Source organism: Xenorhabdus hominickii (assembly GCF_002632725.1).
GTDB classification, from domain to species: domain Bacteria; phylum Pseudomonadota; class Gammaproteobacteria; order Enterobacterales; family Enterobacteriaceae; genus Xenorhabdus; species Xenorhabdus hominickii.
Genome location: NZ_NJAI01000001.1, coordinates 1,467,941 through 1,489,800 on the forward strand (window position 1 = coordinate 1,467,941; position 21,860 = coordinate 1,489,800).

20 protein-coding genes and 1 pseudogene are annotated in these 21,860 nt (G+C 43.0%); 12 read left to right on the forward strand and 9 right to left on the reverse strand.

The window, feature by feature from the left end:
• Positions 1-20: 20 nt before the first annotated feature.
• Both Xhom_RS06655 and csdA read right to left on the reverse strand, forming a co-directional pair.
• Positions 21-1,316: a glycosyltransferase gene (locus Xhom_RS06655; RefSeq protein WP_069317942.1), complete on the reverse strand. Its 1,296-nt coding sequence runs from the start codon at positions 1,314-1,316 to the stop codon at positions 21-23.
• A 233-nt stretch (positions 1,317-1,549) separates the two neighbouring features.
• The gene (gene csdA, locus Xhom_RS06660; RefSeq protein WP_069318561.1) at positions 1,550-2,755 is read right to left on the reverse strand and encodes a cysteine desulfurase CsdA; all 1,206 of its coding nucleotides are present in this window, start codon (positions 2,753-2,755) and stop codon (positions 1,550-1,552) included.
• 401 nt (positions 2,756-3,156) lie between these two features.
• Between csdA and Xhom_RS06665 the strand changes: the two genes are divergently transcribed.
• The 8 genes from Xhom_RS06665 to Xhom_RS06700 all read left to right on the forward strand — a co-directional run bounded on the left by Xhom_RS06665 (position 3,157) and on the right by Xhom_RS06700 (position 12,543).
• The gene (locus tag Xhom_RS06665) at positions 3,157-4,074 is read left to right on the forward strand and encodes a transcriptional regulator GcvA (RefSeq protein WP_069317943.1); all 918 of its coding nucleotides are present in this window, start codon (positions 3,157-3,159) and stop codon (positions 4,072-4,074) included.
• Between the two features lie 45 nt (positions 4,075-4,119).
• Positions 4,120-4,515 (forward strand): DUF423 domain-containing protein, encoded by a 396-nt coding sequence (locus Xhom_RS06670; RefSeq protein ID WP_069317944.1) that lies wholly within the window; start codon positions 4,120-4,122, stop codon positions 4,513-4,515.
• A complete protein-coding gene (rlmM, locus tag Xhom_RS06675) occupies positions 4,508-5,605 on the forward strand; it encodes a 23S rRNA (cytidine(2498)-2'-O)-methyltransferase RlmM (protein ID WP_069317945.1) in 1,098 nt (365 codons plus the stop codon). Before Xhom_RS06670 ends, rlmM begins: the two co-directional genes overlap by 8 nt.
• 376 nt (positions 5,606-5,981) lie before the next feature.
• Positions 5,982-7,415, forward strand: a complete 1,434-nt coding sequence (locus tag Xhom_RS06680; protein WP_069317946.1) for a serralysin family metalloprotease — start codon at positions 5,982-5,984, stop codon at positions 7,413-7,415.
• Between the two features lie 219 nt (positions 7,416-7,634).
• Complete coding sequence (locus tag Xhom_RS06685; protein ID WP_069317947.1) at positions 7,635-7,967, forward strand: protease inhibitor Inh/omp19 family protein; 333 nt, start codon at positions 7,635-7,637, stop codon at positions 7,965-7,967.
• 20 nt (positions 7,968-7,987) lie between these two features.
• Positions 7,988-9,757 carry a type I secretion system permease/ATPase gene (locus Xhom_RS06690; RefSeq protein WP_069317948.1) on the forward strand — a complete coding sequence of 590 codons (1,770 nt, stop codon included), beginning with the start codon at positions 7,988-7,990 and terminating at the stop codon, positions 9,755-9,757.
• Between the two features lie 51 nt (positions 9,758-9,808).
• A complete protein-coding gene (locus tag Xhom_RS06695; protein WP_069317949.1) occupies positions 9,809-11,146 on the forward strand; it encodes an HlyD family type I secretion periplasmic adaptor subunit in 1,338 nt (445 codons plus the stop codon).
• Positions 11,147-11,151: 5 nt separating this feature from the next.
• Complete coding sequence (locus tag Xhom_RS06700; protein ID WP_069317950.1) at positions 11,152-12,543, forward strand: TolC family outer membrane protein; 1,392 nt, start codon at positions 11,152-11,154, stop codon at positions 12,541-12,543.
• Positions 12,544-12,597: 54 nt separating this feature from the next.
• Here Xhom_RS06700 and Xhom_RS26990 read toward each other — a convergent pair whose 3' ends face one another.
• The 5 genes from Xhom_RS26990 to Xhom_RS06720 all read right to left on the reverse strand — a co-directional run bounded on the left by Xhom_RS26990 (position 12,598) and on the right by Xhom_RS06720 (position 18,002).
• Positions 12,598-12,783: a hypothetical protein gene (locus tag Xhom_RS26990; RefSeq protein WP_069317951.1), complete on the reverse strand. Its 186-nt coding sequence runs from the start codon at positions 12,781-12,783 to the stop codon at positions 12,598-12,600.
• A gap of 51 nt (positions 12,784-12,834) precedes the next feature.
• On the reverse strand, positions 12,835-13,590 hold the full coding sequence (gene xni / locus Xhom_RS06705; protein WP_069318562.1) for a flap endonuclease Xni: 756 nt from the start codon (positions 13,588-13,590) through the stop codon (positions 12,835-12,837).
• A gap of 78 nt (positions 13,591-13,668) precedes the next feature.
• A complete protein-coding gene (gene ppnN, locus Xhom_RS06710; RefSeq protein ID WP_069317952.1) occupies positions 13,669-15,036 on the reverse strand; it encodes a nucleotide 5'-monophosphate nucleosidase PpnN in 1,368 nt (455 codons plus the stop codon).
• Positions 15,037-15,223: 187 nt separating this feature from the next.
• Positions 15,224-16,069, reverse strand: coding sequence for an NADPH-dependent 7-cyano-7-deazaguanine reductase QueF (gene queF / locus Xhom_RS06715; RefSeq protein WP_069317953.1), 846 nt, complete (start codon positions 16,067-16,069; stop codon positions 15,224-15,226).
• Positions 16,070-16,316: 247 nt separating this feature from the next.
• Complete coding sequence (locus Xhom_RS06720) at positions 16,317-18,002, reverse strand: cholesterol oxidase substrate-binding domain-containing protein (protein ID WP_069317954.1); 1,686 nt, start codon at positions 18,000-18,002, stop codon at positions 16,317-16,319.
• Between the two features lie 172 nt (positions 18,003-18,174).
• On the opposite strand from Xhom_RS06720, the gene syd reads away from it, so the two are divergent.
• The 4 genes from syd (at position 18,175) to Xhom_RS06740 (ending at position 20,893) form a co-directional block, all read left to right on the forward strand.
• Positions 18,175-18,726 (forward strand): SecY-interacting protein, encoded by a 552-nt coding sequence (gene syd, locus Xhom_RS06725; RefSeq protein ID WP_069317955.1) that lies wholly within the window; start codon positions 18,175-18,177, stop codon positions 18,724-18,726.
• Positions 18,727-19,330: 604 nt separating this feature from the next.
• Positions 19,331-19,657 carry a YqcC family protein gene (locus tag Xhom_RS06730; protein WP_069318563.1) on the forward strand — a complete coding sequence of 109 codons (327 nt, stop codon included), beginning with the start codon at positions 19,331-19,333 and terminating at the stop codon, positions 19,655-19,657.
• Position 19,658: 1 nt separating this feature from the next.
• Positions 19,659-20,411, forward strand: a complete 753-nt coding sequence (gene truC / locus Xhom_RS06735; protein WP_069317956.1) for a tRNA pseudouridine(65) synthase TruC — start codon at positions 19,659-19,661, stop codon at positions 20,409-20,411.
• A 35-nt stretch (positions 20,412-20,446) separates the two neighbouring features.
• Positions 20,447-20,893, forward strand: a complete 447-nt coding sequence (locus tag Xhom_RS06740) for a flavodoxin (protein ID WP_069317957.1) — start codon at positions 20,447-20,449, stop codon at positions 20,891-20,893.
• Between the two features lie 88 nt (positions 20,894-20,981).
• Here the strand turns inward: Xhom_RS06740 and Xhom_RS06745 are convergent, their stop codons facing one another.
• Together Xhom_RS06745 and Xhom_RS06750 are read right to left on the reverse strand one after the other, a co-directional pair.
• Positions 20,982-21,368, reverse strand: a complete 387-nt coding sequence (locus Xhom_RS06745) for a DUF3461 family protein (protein ID WP_069317958.1) — start codon at positions 21,366-21,368, stop codon at positions 20,982-20,984.
• A gap of 134 nt (positions 21,369-21,502) precedes the next feature.
• Positions 21,503-21,760: pseudogene (locus Xhom_RS06750) on the reverse strand (HigA family addiction module antitoxin); the annotation flags it as partial.
• Positions 21,761-21,860 lie beyond the last annotated feature (100 nt).

A 21,860-nucleotide genomic window follows, 5' to 3' on the forward strand; every position in this document is an offset into this window, starting at 1 on the left:
TATTCAGAAACCACCTTATACTACTTCTTCTTTTTATACCGATCTACGGCTGACCAATTTGCACTAGCATCAACCTTTTTAAACAACAGACTTCTTTTACTATTAATTTTAAGAGATTCAGGAAGAGGTACGATATCAGATAAACCAAAATACCTTGCATAAACACCAGGCCCAGTCATTTCTAGTGTTTTATTGATGCGGCGCTGCCTAATGTGTAATTGAGAATTTTCTTTTGCAGGTTGGGATGAATCGATACCTGTTCTCCATATCGGATCTAGCAGGTTACATCTCTTATCCAGAGTGATTTTACCAGTTTTATAATATTTTAAGGCTTTATCAATTCTTAAGTTATCCTGATAAAGTTTTATTTTATGCTCTATTGCATTGATTTTATCTGCTTTACTTGTTTTATTTATTTGAAGCAAAAAGTGATTTCTTTTCATTTCTGTTGCCATTTTCAACAGAATATCGAAAATAGTTGTTGAATATTGGCGGGCCGAAATAATGGCATTTCCGAAAAGATTTTTCAGAATAATACTGGAAAAAGAATTTATTTTATGATCTTCAGAAATTTGTTCCTTCTTTATCGTATTCCATTTTTTATCTTGAATACTTGCTTTACCCCATCCTCGACCAGTAACATCACCAAAACCCAGGTTTGGTGGAAAATAGACTTCTTCAAATCTGGCAGTTTTTCTATCAGGGTTCTTTCTTAATGCTTCTCCTTCCTGGTTATAGGTGAATTTGTCAAAAACCTCCGATTTTCTATATTTTATATGAGTATCTGTTAATTCTACATCTGTATCAAGGTAAATACCTCCTTCCGTATATAAAATGATGAGTCTAACAATATCGCTCGATGCTGCATAGTTACGAAAATCGCCATTTAAATGGAGGTGATATACATGGTGTAAGTAATGCATTAATTCAGGATATTCCCCATAACGTTTTGCATTTTCCTTAAAATTCTTAAACTTTATAATATTATTATAATTATTGTTTTTTTTATAATATTCTATTAGTGATTTATAAATTATGCCAGCATCTTGGAATAACGTAGAAAAAGCCTCTTCAACGTCTCTATAAATAAATAAATTTTCAGTTCCGAAAATATCACCAATATCAAAATCCTGTTGTTTGAATTTAAAATTAAGCGTTCTTAATGTATTTAGAATTAGTGATTTATCTCCGCTTCGTCCCCAGATGTTAACTTCAAAACCTGGGTTTTCATATTTCATTGTTATGATATTTTTTAAATCGTTTTCTGATATGTTATTTCCAGTCCAGAAATAATGAATTTTTTTGGGGATGTTCATACATTATCCTTTCTGATTTTTAAGTAATTCATTAATAAAAGTGGATTTTATGATGTTAGGATCTCATTTGTGGTTGTGTTCAGAAATGGCTAGTTTCCCAAATATATTACTTCGGTTCGCCTGAATCAATCGAAATTCTGAATAAGAACTGGCCCCATAATCAACAAATAGCTGGGGCAGTTCAAAAGGTATTTAACTGATGCTGATAGCTTTATCACACGCGGTAGAAAATATCATTCATCCAGTAGCGACAGGGCAAATTTCACAGCGCTGATCAATTTATCTGCATCTTGCTGGTTGTTATAAGGCATGAATGAAGCTCGCAGGCAGCCACTGATCCCGAGGGCATCAAGCAAAGGTTGAGCGCAATGTTGTCCAGAACGCAGAGAGATATCCTGTTCAGCAATCAGGGTAGCTAAATCACTGTGATGTATTCCGGCGATATTGAAAGCCAGCAAGCTGGCACCCACAGTGCGATAACTGATAAAACCCGGTAGGATGCTGAGCTGCCGCTCGGCATAATCGGTTAGGGTAATGGCGTGGGATTCAGCGAGTTGGATATCAACTGTTTTCAGCCATTCCAGTGTTGCGGCAAAGCTGAATACCGCAGCGACATTTGGTGTTCCCGCTTCAAAGCGATAAGGAACGGCTTCCTGTATGAAACCCTCGAATGAAACTTGGGTTAGCATTTTTCCGCCTCCGTGCCATGGTGACATCGCATTCAACAATTCGCTTTTGCCATACAACACACCTAGTCCGTTCGGGCCATACAGTTTATGGGCAGAAAAAACGTAAAAATCGATATCTAATTGTTGAACATCGACAGGTGTGTGAACGATGCCCTGAGCACCATCGGCTAGCACCAGACAATTATATTGGTGAGCGAGTGTAGTGACCTGAGCCAGATCTACTGCGACGCCAGTGACGTTCGACATTTGGCTGATGGCGACCAAGCGGCTTTTTTCATTCAGCAAGTTTGCAAGGGTATTTATTTCTGGTTGGCGCAGATTGCCAATTGGCCATTTAACGATTTTGGCACCTGTTTGCTCTGCTAAAATTAGCCACGGCAGGAGGTTGGAGTGGTGTTCCTGTTCACTGACGATAATTTCATCGCCCGCATTCAGTCGAGGGCGAAAATAGCTTTGTGCAACCAGATTAATGGATTCGGTCGTGCCTTTCGTCCAGACAATATCTTCAGGTAATGACGCATTGATCAGTTCCGCCACCAGCGAACGAGTTTGTTCATAACGGGCGGTCATGGCCTGAGCTGTGGCATGTTGGCTGCGATGCACTGTTGCACTATGGTTTTGGTAATAGTACTGGTTTGCTTCAATCATGCAGGTTGGCTTTAATGCCGTGGCAGCACTGTCCAAAAACGTGATTGATTGTTGTAGGGCTGGAAATTGCTGACGGAATTTTTTGGAGTCAAAGGCTTTCATAGACGCTGTTAATTTAATCATTGTGTGATAAAGAATAAGTTTTTCTTTAACCAAGTGAAGGGGAATTCTACAGGAAAGTCATGAAAAAAAGCACCGCAATTGCGGTGCAATAAAAAATCACTATGGACAGACAGGGTAAATGTACAGGAAGTGAAAAACGGTAGCATACGCTACAAAGTCTGGTATTCCAGACAACTTGCAAACACAACATCACAACCACAAAGCCAAAAATATCAATGTATTGCTACAGAGAGACTTTCCGTTCCGGCTTAGGAAGTGCGCACACTATAGGGATTTACTGGTATATCATCAAGGGACAAATTATAATGATTCAGATTACAAAAACTAATACCTAAACGAAAAGAGTTACCGGTATCGTCACCATCATATAAGAAACGAACATGTCTAAACGTTTACCTCCTCTCAATGCGTTACGAGTTTTTGATGCCGCGGCCCGTCATTTAAGTTTTACTAAAGCGGCAGAAGAATTATTTGTGACGCAGGCGGCTGTAAGTCATCAAATGAAAAGTCTGGAAGATTTTCTGGGATTAAAGCTTTTTCGTCGTCGCAACCGTTCTCTGCTTCTGACGGAAGACGGGCAGAGTTACTATCTCGATATCAAAGAAATTTTTACTGCTATTAATGACGCAACCCGTAAACTTCAGGCACGTAGTGCCAAGGGTGCGTTGACGGTGAGTTTATCTCCCAGCTTTGCCATTCAATGGTTGGTGCCACGGCTTTCTGATTTTAATCAGAGTTTTTCTGGGATCGACGTTAGAATTCAGGCTATAGATCGGGAAGAAGATAAACTGGCTGATGATGTTGATGTCGCGATTTTTTATGGTCGAGGTAACTGGCCGGGGTTAAGGACGGATCGCCTCTATCCTGAATATTTTCTGCCTGTTTGCTCTCCGGCTTTGTTGACGGGCGATCGCCCATTAAAAACGCCGTCCGACCTCGCCAAACATACGCTGTTACACGATTCATCGCGAAGAGACTGGCAAGCCTATATTCGCCAGCTTGATATGCAGCAGCAGATCAATGTCCAGCAGGGGCCAATATTCAGTCATAGCGCAATGGTGATTCAGGCGGCTGTACATGGTCAGGGGGTTGCTCTTGCCAATAATGTCATGGCACAGAATGAAATTGATGCAGGGCGTCTTGTTTGTCCATTCAATGATGTTTTGGTGAGTAAGAACGCATTTTATTTGGTTTGTCACGATAATCAGGCAGAATTGGGCAAGATTGCGGCTTTTCGTAAATGGATACTGACGCAAGCTGCGTCAGAACAAGAAAGGTTAGGATTTATCACTCAATAGGTTTCAACTAGAAAATAGGTTTTAACCAGAAACAGGAGCTGTGTGATGAGCAGTCGAATCATGCTTATTTTTGTCGGATTCAGTGGTTTTTTCTACGTGGCATTGGGGGCTATGGGTGCACATATGCTGGCGCCTGTCCTGACGCTACGCCAGATGGAATGGATTCATACCGGCCTGCAATATCAGGGGCTGCATACACTCGCGATGATGGTACTGGCGGCTGTGTTGATGCGTCAGCCAGTGGCACAATTTGGTTGGAGTGGTATTTTTTTCGCTGCGGGAATAGTGCTGTTTAGTGGCAGTCTTTATTGTCTGGTCTTTTTACCGCTAAAATTTTTGGTCTATTTGACACCAATTGGTGGGTTCAGTTTTCTCATTGGTTGGTTATGTGTATTAATTGGCGCTCTGCGTCTAAGGAAATCGGCGCTTAGCCATGAATAAAGTTGCTTTATATTGCCGCCCGGGTTTTGAAAAAGAGTGTGCGGCAGAAATTACCGATAAAGCGGGTAAGAAAGAAATTTACGGTTTCGCCCGTGTGAAAGAAAACAGCGGTTATGTTCTGTTTGAGTGTTATCAGCCTGATGATGCGGATCGTTTGATCCGAGAGATTCCTTTCAGTGAATTGATTTTTGCTCGTCAGATGTTGGTTGTGGGTGAATTGCTGAAAGATTTGCCGCAAGAAGATCGCATTACACCGATCATTGGCATGCTGATGGGAATCGTTGAACGGGCTGGTGAGCTGCGCGTAGAAGTGCCGGATACCAATGAAAGTAAAGAGTTAATGAAGTTCTGCCGTAAATTTACGGTTCCGCTGCGTAATGCGTTGCGTCAGGAAAAGCTCTTGCTGGCAAAGGAAAATTCAAGTCGCCCTGTGATCCATGTTTTCTTCATTGCTTCGGGATGTTGTTATGTGGGGTATTCCTACAGCAATAATAATTCCCGTTTCTATATGGGGATCCCTCGCCTGAAATTTCCGTCAGATGCACCAAGTCGCTCAACACTGAAATTGGAAGAAGCTTTTCATGTCTTTATTCCTTATGACGAGTGGGAAGAGCGTCTGGACAGCGGCCTTCATGCTGTCGATCTCGGTGCTTGTCCGGGCGGATGGACTTATCAGCTTGTAAAACGCAGTATGCTGGTTCATGCGGTGGATAATGGCCCGATGGCTGAAAGTTTAATGGATACCGGGCAGGTGAAGCATCACTGTGTGGACGGTTTTAAATTTGAGCCGTCGGTGAAAAATATTTACTGGCTGGTTTGTGACATGGTTGAAAAACCTGCCAAGGTTGCACAGCTCATGACGGATTGGCTGGTAAAAAGCTGGTGCCGTGAGGCGATCTTCAATCTTAAGTTGCCGATGAAAAAGCGTTACGAGGAAGTTGCCCACATATTGGAGAAGATAGAACAGCAATTGAAAGAGAATGGGGTGAATGCTCAGATTCAAGCAAAGCATTTGTATCACGATCGTGAAGAGATCACGGTACATGTTCGTCGTATCTGGTCTGTGTATGCAACCCTGCGGGATTATTGAGGATGTATGTTCAATATATTTCAAGTTGTAGTTAAGAACATGCAATTTGAAAAACAAAAGTAAGAATAGATAATTCTTTCTTCATGTAAATTTTCAGTATATAAAAACAGTATTATTAAATAATAAATAATACTGTTTTTTTATTGTGAAAAAATTTCATTAATAAATTAATAATTGAGTGTGAAAATTAAATTTGTTTGATATGTATTCTAAAAAGATATATTAATTATTTTTACACGGATAAAAACTAACGCTATTTTATTCGGGAGTTTTATTTCATTTCTAAAATTTCTTGAGATAAATAAAAAACTCTTACTCCCGTTATTGTTAAATTTCGGGCTTTAGAATACTCATCTTGTTTGTACAGGAGCTTTATATGACCTCAAAGAAAAAATATACCTATGTGGGGTTATCTGATTCCGATTCCGTTCAGGATATCAATGCACTTCTCACAGCTTACGTTCCGAACTACGATCCTGCTATTCGTGTTGAACATAAGGCATTAAGAAACGAAGCGTCTGATGAGCTGTTGCGGGGTAATTACCATTGGTCCAATAAATATGTGGACTCTTCTGGTACATTGGAATTATCGTATCATTTTCTGACATCACAACCTTCGATAATGCCGTTGTTTAAAATTTCTGGCTTCAGTGCTTTTAATGAAGAACAAAAAGGCGCAGCGAAACTTTCTTTACAATCTTGGTCTGATGTTGCCAATATTAAATTTACCGAAGTAGATAGCTCGAAGAAAGCAAATATTACTTTTGGTTTCTTTGATTATAGTGCGAATAAAGATTATGCATTTGCAAATCTGCCTCAGGGGCAGAAAACCGCTTATAGTTGGTATAATTCCGAAAGCAGAACTTTTATAAGAAATGACATTGATGTGAATGGTTATGCTCGTCAGACTTTCACTCATGAAATTGGACACACATTAGGGCTGGAACATCCTGCCGACTATGATGCTTCTGATAAAGTACGTCCGAACTATATCAATACAGCAGAATATTTTGAAGATACCCGTGCCTACACTGTGATGAGTTACTTCAGTGAACAATACACGGGGCAGGATTTTAAAGGTGGGTATTCTTCAGCACCTTTGCTGAATGATATTTCGGCCATTCAAGAGTTGTATGGTGCAAATATGGAAACCCGTAAAGGGGATACCGTATATGGGTTCAACTCTAATACTGATCGTGATTTCATGACGGCAACCGATGCGAATAGCAAATTGATATTCAGTGTCTGGGATGCGGGTGGAGAAGATACATTTGATTTTTCTGGCTTTACCCAAAATCAGCGTATTAACCTGAATGAAGGCGCTTTCTCTGACGTTGGTGGTTTGAAAGGGAACGTTTCTATTGCACGCGGTGTAGTCATTGAAAATGCGATTGGTGGCAGCGGTGATGACATTCTGGTGGGTAACAGCGCTGACAATACCCTGAAAGGCGGTGCAGGCAATGATGTTATTTATGGCGGTCTGGGCGGCGATCATTTATGGGGCGGTGAAGGCAAAGATACTTTTGTCTATTTGAGCGGTAAAGAATCTCTGAAAAATAACCCAGACTGGATCCACGATTTTACTTCTGGCGAAGACAAGATCGACCTGTCAGATTTTAACTTTGGCAATAAAGGCAATATCAAGTTTGTGGATTCATTCACAGGTAAGGCGGGTGAAGTGGTACTCACCTATGACAAAGTGAATGAAGTCACTGATCTGGAAATTAGCCTCGGTGGTGATTTGGCGGGCAATGATTTTCTGGTGAAAGTTATTGGGCAACCGTTGAGTGAAGTGGATTTCATCGTCTGATGAGATTAGTGCGATAGTAGAACACTGCCGTATATCTTCAATGATACGGCAGTATTTGAATAGGAGGTCGCCATGTTATCCCGATATTTAAGGTTAATACCTGTTTTCTTTTATTCCCGGTTTTATCAGTTTGATCTCCCTAAGTTTGGTTTATGGTGGCCGTTTTTATCGAAATCGGCCTTATCGATAATTTTCTCTCTTTTTTTTGCAGGAGGATGTATGGCGAGCAGTTTGAGGCTTCCAGACACTGAAGAGTTAAAAGGGTTATGGCAACTCACCGATGGGGATCAGATATGTCGTATTGAGTTGACTGATACCCGTTTACCCGAAGGCTCTATTTGGGCATTGAAAGGTGATCCCTGCGTGACGTCGTTAATTGGGCAACCGGTTGAAGGGTGGCGTCCTACCCCCGATGGTCTCACCCTAACGGATAATGAGGGAAACAGTCTGGCCTTTTTTGGTCATGAGTCTGAACAATGGGTCGCTTACTTTGTTGATGGCAGGAAACTGATCATGACATTAAGCGATACAGCAAATGCAGTGTCAAAATAAAACATAATGAAGGGATTGCAGTGAAATTACGCGTTCCAAAAGATGAAATCACGGATGTTATCCGTGCTCGCAGCAAGGTATTTTGGACTATTGGCTTATTTACGGCGTTCATCAATGTACTGATGTTGGTTCCCTCCATTTATATGCTTCAAGTCTATGATCGCGTGCTGCCTTCCAGTAATGAAATGACCTTGCTGATGCTCACGCTGATCACACTGGGCATGTTTGCCATCATGGGAGGATTAGAATATATCCGAAGTCAGGTGGTGATCCGCATTGGCAGTCAGTTTGATATGTGCCTGAATCAGCGGGTATATACTGCGTCGTATGAATCCAATCTAAAAAATGGCTCAACCGATGCCGGGCAGATGTTGAATGATTTGGCGACCATTCGTCAGTTTTTGACGGGGAATGCCCTGTTCGCATTTTTCGATGCGCCCTGGTTCCCTGTCTACCTTGGTGTCATTTTCCTGTTTAGCCCGTATTTAGGGTTGTTGGCGCTGGTTGGGGCGCTCATATTAATTATATTGGCGGTATTGAATCAGTGGCTGTCTCAGGCACCTTTGGCAGAAGCTAGCCATCTTTCTTTACGTTCGACTAACCTTGCCAGTACCAATTTGCGTAATGCCGAAGTGATTGAAGCTCTGGGTATGTTGCCCGTACTGCGTCAGCGCTGGTTTGGTTTGCATGAGCGTTTTCTCAATTTTCAGCGTATCGCCAGTGAGCGTGCTGCGGCGATTGCCGCGATCACCAAAACGGTGCGCATTGCGTTGCAATCATTGATCCTCGGCCTAGGTGGTTGGCTGGCGATAGAAGGTCATATTACTCCGGGCATGATGATCGCAGGTTCCATCTTGATGGGGCGGGCACTATCCCCGATTGAGCAGCTTATACAGGCGTGGAAAAGCTGGAGTGCAGCGCGCCTGTCGTGGCAGCGGTTGGATCAGTTACTTAAAACACAACCCGAGCGAAAAAATGGTATGTCATTACCTGTTCCCAACGGAGCTTTGTCGCTGGAAAAGGTGTCTGCCATCCCCCCTGGTAAAGCAAAGACGGCTCAAGCGACAGAAAAAAATAAACAAGTCTTGCAGGATATCAGCTTTGCTTTGGAAGCCGGAGATGTCTTAGGGGTGATTGGTCCCAGCGCATCGGGGAAATCGACTCTGGCCCGTTTGCTGGTCGGCATTTGGCCTGCGCAGGAGGGGGTGGTTCGCCTGGATGGTGCAGATATTTATCAGTGGAACAAAGATGAACTAGGCGCTTCCATCGGTTACTTACCTCAGGATATCGAACTGTTTGGGGGCTCTATTGCAGAAAATATTGCGCGTTTTAATGAGGTGGTACCTGAAAAAGTGATTGAAGCGGCGCAAAAAGCCGGCGTGCATGACTTGATACTGAATCTTGAACAAGGTTATGACACCGTCATTGGGGCGGGAGGCATGGGACTATCTGGGGGGCAGAAACAACGTATTGGGTTGGCTCGGGCATTGTATGGCAACCCCTCGCTGGTGGTGCTGGATGAACCTAACTCAAATCTGGACGATGCTGGAGAAAAAGCGTTGAGCCGTGCGATTGCTCAATGGCGGGAACAGGGTAAAACGGTTGTGGTTATCACCCATCGGCCTTCATTGCTCTCACAAACAAACAAGGTGTTGTTGTTGGTACAGGGAAAAATGAAAATGTTTGGCCCTTCCCAGCAAATTATGGCGGCACTGTCTCAGCCACAATCTCCGTCACAACCACAATCGGCATCACAATCACAATCACAAATGGTCGAACGAGCCTCGTAACATGATCCAGACCTATTTTAATATTTGGGCTACTGCTATCAGGGAGTGAAGATGTCTTATCAAACCAATGCACAGGATGCTCAACATGGAGCATCAGGATTATTGCCGCTGGATGCGGATCGTTACCTGCGAATAGGCTGGCTGGTGATTGGCATTGGCCTGCTGGGATTTTTTATCTGGGCGGCTTTTGCGCCGTTAGATAAAGGGGTCGCAGCTCCCGGCATTGTAGTGGTGGATGGCAACCGGAAAACGGTGCAGTCTCCCGTGAATGGCATTATCAGGCTCATTCAGGTGAAAGAAGGGGAGCACGTCAAAGCTGGTCAGGTGTTGGTTCAGCTCAGTCAGGTGCAGGTGAATGCTCAGATTGATTCTCTGAAACAGCAACTTTACACCACCTTGGCAACCGAAGCCCGACTTCTGGCCGAACAACAAGGTCAGGATGATATTGCTTTTTCGCCTACATTAATGGCTCAGCCATCGGAACCCCGTTTCAGTGAAACGCTGGCGCTGCAAAAGCAGCTTTTTCTGTCACGCCGTGAGATGTTGCGCAGTGATCTGGCAGGTATGCAACAGACCGAAGAGGGGCTGAATTTTCAAATCAGGGGATTGCGGGAAGCCTTGATGAGCAAACAGCAACAGCAGGTTTCACTCAAGGAACAGGTGACGAACTTGCGCCCTCTGACAGAGGAGGGCTATTTTCCCCGTAACCGCTATCTGGAATTACTACGCAGCCAAAGTGAGCTAAGTGGCAGCATGGCGGAAATGACGGGGCGGATTGGTCAGCTTGAAAAGCAGCGTCAGGAAACACGGCAACGGATTATCCAGCGGCAGGCCGATTACCAGCGTGAAGTGCGCAGTCAGTTGGCGGAAGTTCAGGTACAGGCTAATGAACTGCGAAACAGGCTGGAAACGGCGCAGTTTGATCGGTCACATACGTCCATTACGGCTCCGGTGGATGGCTCGGTAGTTGGGTTAACCGTGTTTACCCAAGGTGGCGTGGTGACTTCTGGCGAGAAATTAATGGAGATCCTGCCGGCGCAAAGTGTGCTAGAAGTGGAAAGCCGTTTAATGGTGCATCTGATCGATAAAGTTGCCGTGGGACAGGATGTTGAGTTGATGTTTACGGCGTTCAATCAGAACCGAACGCCGAAAGTCACGGGCAAGGTGATGGTAGTATCTGCCGACCGTTTGGTGGATGGAGTCACAAGAGAACCTTATTACCAGATGCGGGTACGGGTGACGCAGGAAGGTATGGGAAAACTAACGGGGTTGCATATCAAACCGGGCATGCCTGTTGAAGTATTTGTCAAAACCGGGGCACGTTCTCTGCTGAGTTATCTGTTCAAGCCATTGATGGACAGGGCATCTACATCGCTGATTGAGGAATAATAGGAATGCTCAGATATTACCGGATGGCAGGGGCAGATTACGCACGATTAGCCTTGTTTGTGATAGCTGTTCTGACAACTTTTCATTCTGGTTCGGCCAAAGCACTGTCATTGACTGAGGCTTATGCTTTGGCCTTACAGCGTGATCCTACTTTTCAGGCCGCCATCAAAGAGCAGCAAGCCGGGCAGGAGGAGAAAAATCTGGGGTTAGCGGAACTGCTGCCCAAGCTATCACTCAGTTATCAGAATGCGCCGAAAAACTGGCAAACGACAGAATCGGATTTACTCGGTCCGCGAGGGAAGAGAACTAAAGAGCAGCGTGACCGGCAGTATAACAGCTACAGTGGTACGGTAATATTGACGCAACCGTTAGTCGATTTTGAAGCCTGGGCTCGCTATCAGACTCGTAAGGCATATACATTGATGAGTGATGCCCGTTTTCGGGCAGAGAGCCAGCAATTGGTCGTCCGGGTTGTGGACAGTTATGTCGCAGTCGCTTATGCCCAAGACAGATTGAGTCAGGTTGCTCAGCAGCGTCTGGCCCATGAAAAGCAATTGGAGCTTAACCAGAAATTATGGGCTTCCGGTGAAGGTACTCGTACTGATATTGCGGAAACGCAGGCTCGCTACAGTCAGTTACAGGCCGATGAATTGACGGTGCAAGACGAATTGGATGCGGCTATCCGGGATTTACAGGTTTTGGTGGGTATTCCGTTGCCCGCTGATTTACCTGTCAATCGCCTGCCCAATGTTGCCCATTTCACTCCGCTGAAATTATTGTTTGAACCGTATGCGGAGTGGGAGCAGCAAGCACTACAGCATAATCCTCAATTGGCGGCAGCTCGCCAGAATGTTGTTGCCGCGCATCATGACATCGAGCGTAGTCGGGCGGGTTATCTGCCGAAACTGGAGCTTTATGCTTCCCACAGTGAGAATAAATCCAGCAACGATAACAGTATCGATCAAAAATACCGGACAGATTCCATAGGCGTGCGTGTTTCAATGAATCTGTATAATGGCGGTGGTACCTCGGCATCATTGCGTCAGTCGGCGGCGAATTATGAGAAAACCAAGTACGAAATGGATGCTCAGGCAGGCGGGATACTGAATGCGTTGCGACGCCATTATAATGGCTGCGTTAATGGTCGTAAGCGGATACATGCTTATGAAATAGCAGTGGAAGCGGCGGAACTTCAGGTACAAGCCACGCAGAAAAGTGTCTTATTAGGGCAACGGGTGAATGTTGATATTTTGAATGCGGAGCAGCAACTCTATACAGCCCGTCGGGAACTGTCTCAGGCAAAATATGACTATATGAAAGCGTGGATAGGGTTATTGAATGAGTCGGGGCAATTACGCGGGGAACATATTAGGTTAATTTCTGATTATTTCGGCTGAGTGATTTTATATAAGGCATAGCGTTAAATTACACCATGATAATTTTCTATTAAGTCATGGAGAAAGATAAGCAGCATATCTGATGATAAGGTTATGCTGCTTTTTGTTTTTTACAATTGTGTTTTTCAGTGTGCCAAGATTGAGTGAGTCAGATTTTATTGTCTCATTCATTTTATTCACTTTATTTTGCAAATTGCCTCTTTGTTGGTGGTATTCGTTCATCCCAGTGACATCTTTCACTATACTTCCGGGGAGTCATTCAATTACCGCCTTGCTACACTTTGTAATTTATTAGGTATTAGTCAGCCTAAGCTGCTGCAAATTACCCTGTAGTGATAAGTCGGTTTTTAATGAAGCAACTTCACGGCTGATATACGCTATTTCTTTATAAGGCTCCAATTTTTTGCGCCATTTCTCCGGTTGGTTTTCCAAATGCTGGAACAAATTATCCAGCGAACCGGCTTGTTGCAGCAGAGTAGAGGCTGTCTTGGGGCCAATGCCTTGAACGCCGGGGATTTTACTGCTGCTGATACCGGCTAGTCCCCAATAATCGGGAAGTTGATCAGGGGCAACGCCAAACTCCTGTTGAACAAAGGGTAAATCCAGCCAACGTTTTTGGAAGTAATCACGAATTTGGATATTGGGTGAAAGTAACTGGCAGTAGCCTTTATCTGTTGAAACAATCGTGACACGATGCCCGATATTGGCGACCTTTGATGCCAGTGTCGCTGCCAAATCATCGGCTTCATGGCCTTCAGCGTACCAACAAGCTACTCCTTGGGTATTGAATGCTTGTTTAATCAGTGGCATTTCTTGCCGTAAATCCTCAGGCATGGCAGAACGCCCTGCTTTGTAATGAGGCAGTAATTGATGGCGCCAGCTATCACGACGGTCATCTTCGTCAAATACAGCGACGGCATGGCTGGGAGAAGAATGGCTGATTAATTGTTTTAACGCATGTTCGCAGGCGGGAACACAAGGGCTTCCCTGCACGGCATGGATACGTCGAATCAAGTTCAGGGCATCTACAATCAAAAGGTGTATCATAGTCATAATTATACTCCATCCGTGGATTTATTCCTTGGCGCCCGCCATTAGATTTTGATGAGAAAAGATCTCTGTTGTTTATTTGATTATCTCATAGCATGGTTCATAAGCTGAACCTCCCGGAAGTTTCATGCGATCTTGCCCGACAAAATCTTTCAGCAGATTATCCATTCTGTGCATAATTTCTGCATTGCCATGGATTTTGAATGCCCCATACTTTTCGATAGCATGAATTCCGATTTCTTTCACATTACCTGCCACAATACCAGAAAATGCGCATCGCAAGGCTGAGGCTAATTTTTCAGGAGACTGATTTGGATATAAATTCAGATTAGCCATGTTTTCATGACATGGTTCAAATGGATGCTGCAAGTCCGGACTGATTTTCATTGACCAGTTGAAGCTGTAGGCATCTCCTGTTGAGCGGCGATTTTCTTTAACGTGTGGCATGGCTTTTTTCATGACACGAGCCACTTCTGATGGATCATCCACAATGATGCGATAGTGTTGGCGAGCCTGTTCACCCAGTGTATTGACAATAAATTCATCCAGAACATGGAAGTAATCGGCGCTCTCTTTTGGCCCTGTCAGCACTAACGGCAAAATCTGATCTTTGTTTTCCGGGGTCATCAGGATACCCAATAAATACAGGAGTTCTTCTGCTGTTCCTGCTCCACCTGGAAAGATAATAATGCCATGCGCAATACGAACAAAAGCTTCTAGCCGTTTTTCGATGTCAGGCATGATGATCAGTTCATTCACCAGCGGATTGGGCGGTTCTGCCGCGATAATCGAAGGTTCTGTTATGCCGATGAAACGGCTGTTTTTATAACGTTGTTGGGCATGTCCAACGGCTGCGCCTTTCATTGGTGCTTCCATTGCGCCAGGCCCACAGCCAGTACAGATATTCAGTTCACGTAAGCCCAGTTCGTAGCCGACCTGGCGTCCATATAAATATTCATTTTGATTAATGGAGTGCCCGCCCCAACAGACGATCATATTGGGATCTTCTGAAAGGTGCAGCGTTTTGGCATTACGCAGGATAGAGAAAATGGTGTTGGTAATGTGCATACCATTTGCCAGATTCAGATGATGTACTTTCTTTTCATTGGCAATTTGCTCGTGAACGAACAGAATATCGCGTAGCACGGCAAACAGGTTCGCTTGTAGGGAACGGATAATTTTGCCATCAACGAAAGCGTCTTCTGGTGGATTAATCAGCTCCAATTTTACTCCACGTTCCCTACGCAACACGTTGATATCAAAGTCTTCATATTTTGATAGTAATTCTTTACTGTTATCAGTTTGGCTACCAGAATTGAGTACGGCCAGAGAGCAATTGCGAAACAGACGGTATAAATTACTGCCTGCTGTGCGCTTAAGCATATCCACTTCAAGCTGAGAGAGTAAATCCATTGACCCTAACGGGCTGACGTGTGTAATCAAAAGTGACTCCTTTATCCCCCTATGGGGCGATGATGTATACCCTGCAATTTGAAATCCATTGTGTATATAACGAATACTTCTTTGTTTCATTCAACCCGTTTGGCTATCTGGCACTATTTAGGTTAACGCTCTCTGGCTTAGAGTCTATCCAATTAGGCTCTTAATCACTTTTTTGGAGTTAGCCTAATTATTGGCGCGCCAGTCTTCCTGTCGGCGGAATAAATGCTTCGTTACTGCGCCACGGGTTGATATCCAAACCTCCACGACGAGTATAACGGGCATACACTGTCAGATTTTCAGGGGCGCATAACACCATGATATCATTGAAAATACGTTCAACACATTGCTCATGAAACTCATTGTGATGGCGAAAAGAAACCAGATAACGCAGCAATTTTTCCTGATCGATTTTAGGGCCTTTATAGCGAATTTGTACGGTTCCCCAATCAGGTTGATTCGTGATCAGGCAATTTGATTTTAGCAAATGGCTGACTAAAGCTTCTTCAACGATTGGGCCTGTCGCTGCATTATTAAGATAATCGCGATTGAACTGATAATCATCAATTTCAATGTCCTGATTATCAATACATTCACCTTCAAATTTGGCGATTGATTGATAATTGAAATCATGCAGAGGGTATAAAACAACATCAATATCGCCATTGGCACAAGCGGATAAATCCTGTTGCAGGGTTTTTTGTACCGTTTCCCAATCAGCAAAGCGGGTTTGATTGAAGCTATTTAAGTAGAGCTTAAAACTTTTTGACTCAATGAGATTTTCACTGGCTGCGCTCAGGCTGACATGGCCGATAGCCACTTGAGGAACACCGCGTGAATTGAGCCAGGATAGCTCATATAACGTCCAAATGTCTGCGCCGTGAAATGGAAGGTTATCAGGAAATAATCCAAGAGGTTCTCGGTTCATACTGCGAGGAACCGCTTGCAGTAAGGTGGGATCATAGTTATCGCTATAAGGCGTTGGTTTACCCAAAGTGAGTTGAGCAAGTGATTGATCATTTTGATATAACGACATGGGATTCCTTGTAATCCATTGGATATACCACCTGAAAAATAGGTATAACACATTGTTACTGAGATAGGTTGTAGTGTATCAAGGAATCCCAAAGGTTCGTATTTTAATTGTGCATTATTCACCAAGCCAGATCAGGGCTGCCTGAGCGAGGCTGAATCTTTTTTCTTCAATGAATTTACTGTAGGTTCGCGATTTTTCACATTTGATAAATAGTAGATATATTTCATATCTACTATTTATCGGGGTATTAATCTGAAAGTAATTTTTCCAATAACGGGGACCTGAATATGTGATGCGGGTCGTATTTATGTAATGTGGCTATCGCAGTAGACCAGTTATTATCAGTAGGCAGACCATCAGCAAATGAAGATGGGATAATTTTGGTTAAGATCGTCTCATCCTCCCATGCGGCATGTTCACTGTATGCCCAGCCTTTGCTCCACTCGACCCGGGCTGATGCATAATCACCATTAAATTCTGCAAATAACCATTTTTCGAATTGGTGGAGAAATTCAATCGAATGTGGCGTCTTCGGCAAGGTTAATACATCGAGCCAAACAGCGACATCCCATTCTGGTTTATCCGGACGAGGGCGAATGGCTGACAAACTGGGAACTACCGCATTTTTACATATCGCTTCAGAAGGGGTATCTAATCCCGTAACTCTGACTTCGATAGGGCCATTAATCGGGTATTTTTCCTTTTTTTTAAACGCCTGCATCAGTGCTTTCCATTTAGTATAAAATGCGTGTAGTACTCGTTGAATATCAGCTCGGCGTGTTAATATTGCGTAACCATTTGCTGTAACACGCAATGTTGTTGGTTTTATATATAACAGCAGGTTTTTACTCCAACCCCAGATGTCTTTTTCCCTTCCTATAGCATTTGATGCAAGTAAATATTGTATTTTAGAAAGTAGTGGTGTTAAGTTTGGCGCAGTGGATAAAACTAATTTGGTTAATTCTGAAATATCGCTAGGAATATTATCGGAAAATGGATAATTATAGGGAGTTGTCACTTCAATGCTGGAACTGGGTTTTTGGGGTGCAATACTCCAAATTTTCAACCAGGGGTTTTCTGTAAATGGAAATAAAATTACCTCAGCCCGACCACTCTTATCTAGAAAATGGCTAATAGTCCGTTTATTGTTTTTTTTATTTTGTGGCAAAGAAAATAATTCACTAGCAGTAATATCAAAAAAGCTTTCGCACCGAAGGCGTTGATTTTTACCCGCTTGTAATTTAACGTCTAATATCAGAGCACTTCCCAGATGAGTTAATAAAGGAGCACACTCAGCCTCAGTTCGCTGAAAGTTCTTAAGGATATATTGCTGGCTCGTTTCATCCCATACTACAGCGGAAAGAGCCAATATAGCGTTGCTTAGGGAACCATAAATATGGCCAGCCTCACTTTTTTCTTCAAGTGCTTTAATTGCTGTTCCATGTCCACCAATGGCTAAAACTCCTCCTAGTGTTAAATCTCCCGGGGCAGGAGTTGCGATGAAACCAAGGCCATGTTCTTCCATTGTTGTCATCAATGTTTCCATCAGTATGCCTGTTTGTGCTTTAACAATAAAAGATTGATCTGATTTTTCGATAATGACCTGAGTGAAATACTTTTGCAGGTCCATTAGCAAAACATTATTTGATGAATAAGGCTTTAATATTAAGGGTGACCAGTTATGTGATTGTCCGATGGGTCTCAGTTTATATTTTTGCTGCCATGCCCAATTGACGACAGAAAGAACCTCGTCAATAGAGCTAGGTATACAGCATAAAACTTTATCTGCTTTAATTTCTTTTGACCAGTTTTGAAAATTCCGATATTCCAATTTTACTTTTCCGGGGAATCCATTTAATTTTTTTTCTTTTTGAAATGTTATATTTTTATTTGGCGGGGAATTGTGTTTTTTATCTGAATTTATAGTGTACATGATCTAATATCCTTGTGTTTTATTTTTATTTAAGCGGTTAAGGATATTATTTTATAATGTAGTTTTATATTTCATTGTAAGATATCTTGTGTCACGAATTTGATACAATTATTCTATGGGGTATCTTGAAAGATGAAGGGGATGAACCCGCAACAATGGATGATATAATCATATGACCTTGAATGTGACAGAGGCGCTCTCTGATTTTACCCAACGCTATATTGATCAGTGGCAAAGAGAAACGGGATTTCCGCCAGCCAGCAGTGATCTTTATGGTATTCCCTCCCCATGCATTGAACGCACTGGTGACGAGGTTGTTTACTGGTTGCCTCAGCCATTTTCTGTCCAAGGAGGGCTCAACAAGGTAGAAACAGCACTGGATATTCGTTTGCAGAATTCAGTTAATGATTTCTATGTCACCCAATTTGCAGGGGACATGACCGCTAGTCTTGAGGGGCAGAGCTTTAGTTTGATTCAGGCATGGAGTGAAGATGATTTTATCCGGTTGCAGGAAAATCTTATTGGTCATCTTGTCACACAGAAACGTTTAAAACTCCCACCCACCGCATTTATTGGTACTGCTGATTCCGATATGGGATTGATTTCTATCTGTAATATGACAGGGCAGGTGATCCTTGAACAGTTTGGCAGACATGAGAGAACGACGCTATCCGCAGATTTGGTAACTTTCTTGTCGGCTCTCAAACCGGTTACGTGCCGTTAGGTGCAGATATTGGTCTGATTTTTTGTAAGAGATATCTCACATGGGATGTGAGATATCTCTCTTAATCATTGCATGAATACTAATCATGGATATTATTCTTATTTTATATCAGTAAGATATAAATTATTACCGTGATATTTCTTTTGTCGCTTTACTGCCTGTATCTGCCCAGTTACTTGTTCTAACCGCCTGAATTGTAGATCCTATTACTGTTCTGTAAGGAACCACAGCAAAACAACAACCAGGGAATAACTAGGGAATAATTCCGTCAGGAAGATGGGGCAAGGACGGTTAAGGACAGGCAGGATCGCCAGATACTCTAAGTATAATGATAAAGTAAAGGATAACTGACAAGGAAGTATTTTTATCAGGGAATGAACTAGGAAAGACAAATTTAGCGGGATTGCTATAACAACCAATCTGAGAGGAGAGATTTTATCTCTCCTCTTTTTTTGCTTCATATTTCAAGTTGCCTCTTTCGGAAATTTCGTTTTATCTTGCAGCAAATTTTCCGCTGAAAACGTATCAATGGTACTCTTACTCCCTTATGACGTGGTGGCAGTTTCTGTCACCTGATCCACAGCCAAGTATCAGACGAAATATCATGAGTATTGAGAACCAAATTCTGAATAAATTACAGTTAATTGAAGCCACCATGAAAACAATAGACATATGGCAAAGTTACCCTCCTAAACCTGAAGCCTTTGAAAGTACAGAGCCTTTTTCCATTGATACAATGTCGGCAGACGAATGGCTCCAGTGGGTGCTAATCCCGAGAATGCGTGCGTTGATTGAACAAAATGCCTGCTTACCGGCGGCGTTCACGATTGCACCGTATTTTGAGGAAGTCTATAAGGAACAAATAGAGCGTTATTTGCCTTTGCTGGGACACTTAAAAGCATTGGATAATCTATTTATACAGGATAACTGATATGTTGGATGTTATTTATCAGGATGATTATTTAGTTGCAGTCAATAAACCTGCGGGGTGGCTGGTTCATCGTAGTTGGTTGGCTCGTCATGAAACCGTTTTTGTTATGCAGACACTGCGTGATCAAATTGGGCAGCATGTCTTTCCTGTTCATCGATTGGATAAACCGACATCCGGCGTTTTGCTGATGGGATTGTCCAGTGAAGTTGCAAGACTACTTTCCCAACAATTTGAATATCACCATATACAAAAAACATATCACGCAGTTGTGCGTGGTTATGTCGAAGGTGATGATATTATCGACTACGCCTTAATGGAACAATTAGACAAAATTGCGGATAAGTTTGCGGATACTGACCGAGAAGCACAGTCAGCAATTACTCACTATCGTTCATTGGCACAAGTTGAGTGTCCGGTTGAAATAGGACGTTACCCAACATCGCGTTTCAGCTTGTTGGAATTGATGCCAAAAACTGGTCGTAAGCATCAATTGCGGCGACATATGGCGCATCTTCGGCATCCCATTATCGGGGATACAACGCACGGCGATTTGCGCCAAAACCGAGGAGTTGCTAAATATTATCAGACAGGCAGGTTAATGCTGCATGCTAGCCATCTTCAACTCAAACATCCCGTAACAGGGGAAGATCTTCTTTTGACCGCGCGATGGGATTCATCATGGCAACACTTGTTTGAACAGTTTGGCTGGCAGGGTATTGTGCCTGAATTGGAATGTCTAACCACTCATAAATAAATGCACTATCAAACCGATTAAAGAGATCAATATTTATGGCAAAGATTGGTGTTTTCGTTGGTACAGTTTATGGCAATGCGCTGGCGGTAGCAGAAGAGGCGCAGCAAACCCTCCAGCAGCAGGGGCATGAGGTTGAGATCTTTGAAGATGCGACCTTAGAACAATGGCAAGCGTATGTGCAACAGGTTGTTTTAGTCGTCACCTCAACGACAGGACAGGGCGATTTACCTGACAATATCCAGCCACTCTACGCGAAATTAAATGACAATTTGGGCTATCAGCCTGATTTGCATTATGGCGTTATTGCACTGGGCGACAGTAGTTACGACAACTTCTGTGGTGGCGGCCATACCTTTGATGAACTGTTACAAGAGCAGGGAGCCAAACGAATCGGTGATGTGCTGTTGATTGATGCTATAGAAGTGGTTGAACCCGAAGTCTTTGCCCAAAATTGGATTGAGGAGTGGGGGGCTTTACTGTAGGGAAGCGTCTGTCACACCGCTTATTCTTTTATCTTATCGGGTAAATTCGAGAAGAAAGATAAGCGGTGTAATAATACGATTGACCTGATTACTTACGGGTCAGCTTTTCCAAATCGGCTTCGATTTCTGCAATCTTATTAGCGACAACATGTTCGAGATGACGCAGATCGTCAAGAATTTTGTGTTTCAAATCTACTTCTGCTTGATCGTGTTTGCAAATCTGATCCAGTTCTTCGATCACATAACGTAGGTTGGTATTAATCTCTTTGACTTCTTTGTAGCCTTGTTTTGAATGATCGTCAGAGATGGTTTTCAACTGACGTGGATATTTAAACTTAACGCTCTTGGCGAAGAATTCGCCTTTATCCTTGCGGAAATAAATCTTCAGAATGTCGTTATTCGCTTCCTGGCGGAGGCTATAGCGATCAATATCTTCAGGATGTGTGATCCCCAAACTTTTCAAATTATCGTACATAGCGCGTCACCTAGTCACCTAAATGAAATAGAAAAGGCAAAAAATAGTAGATTTATTATCCATTTCGTCGTTGTTAAAAGTCAATTGATTAATAGTTATAGGGGGACTCTAATTTCAAATAGGAAGTTAATGAATTACAGATGTACAAGTATGGGTTTTATTTCGGGTCTGTCTTGCTGTGATGCGCACCACAGTTCATATTGAGATTGCATGCTAGTCCACATTTCAGCGCTAGTATCTAAGGCTGCTTCTAGGCGTAGAGCCATATCAGCAGAAATACCTGTACTGCCGTTTAATATACGAGATAATGCGGTACGAGTTACACCTAGTGATTTTGCCGCATCAGTAACGGATATATCACCGAGATATTTACGTAAGACAAGCCCAGGGTGCGGTCATGTATTAAATAGTTAGTTGTTGTGATATGCTTCCCGCCTTTTAAGGGTAAAGCATGGCCAAAGCTGACGTCTATTGCCGTTATTGTCACAAATC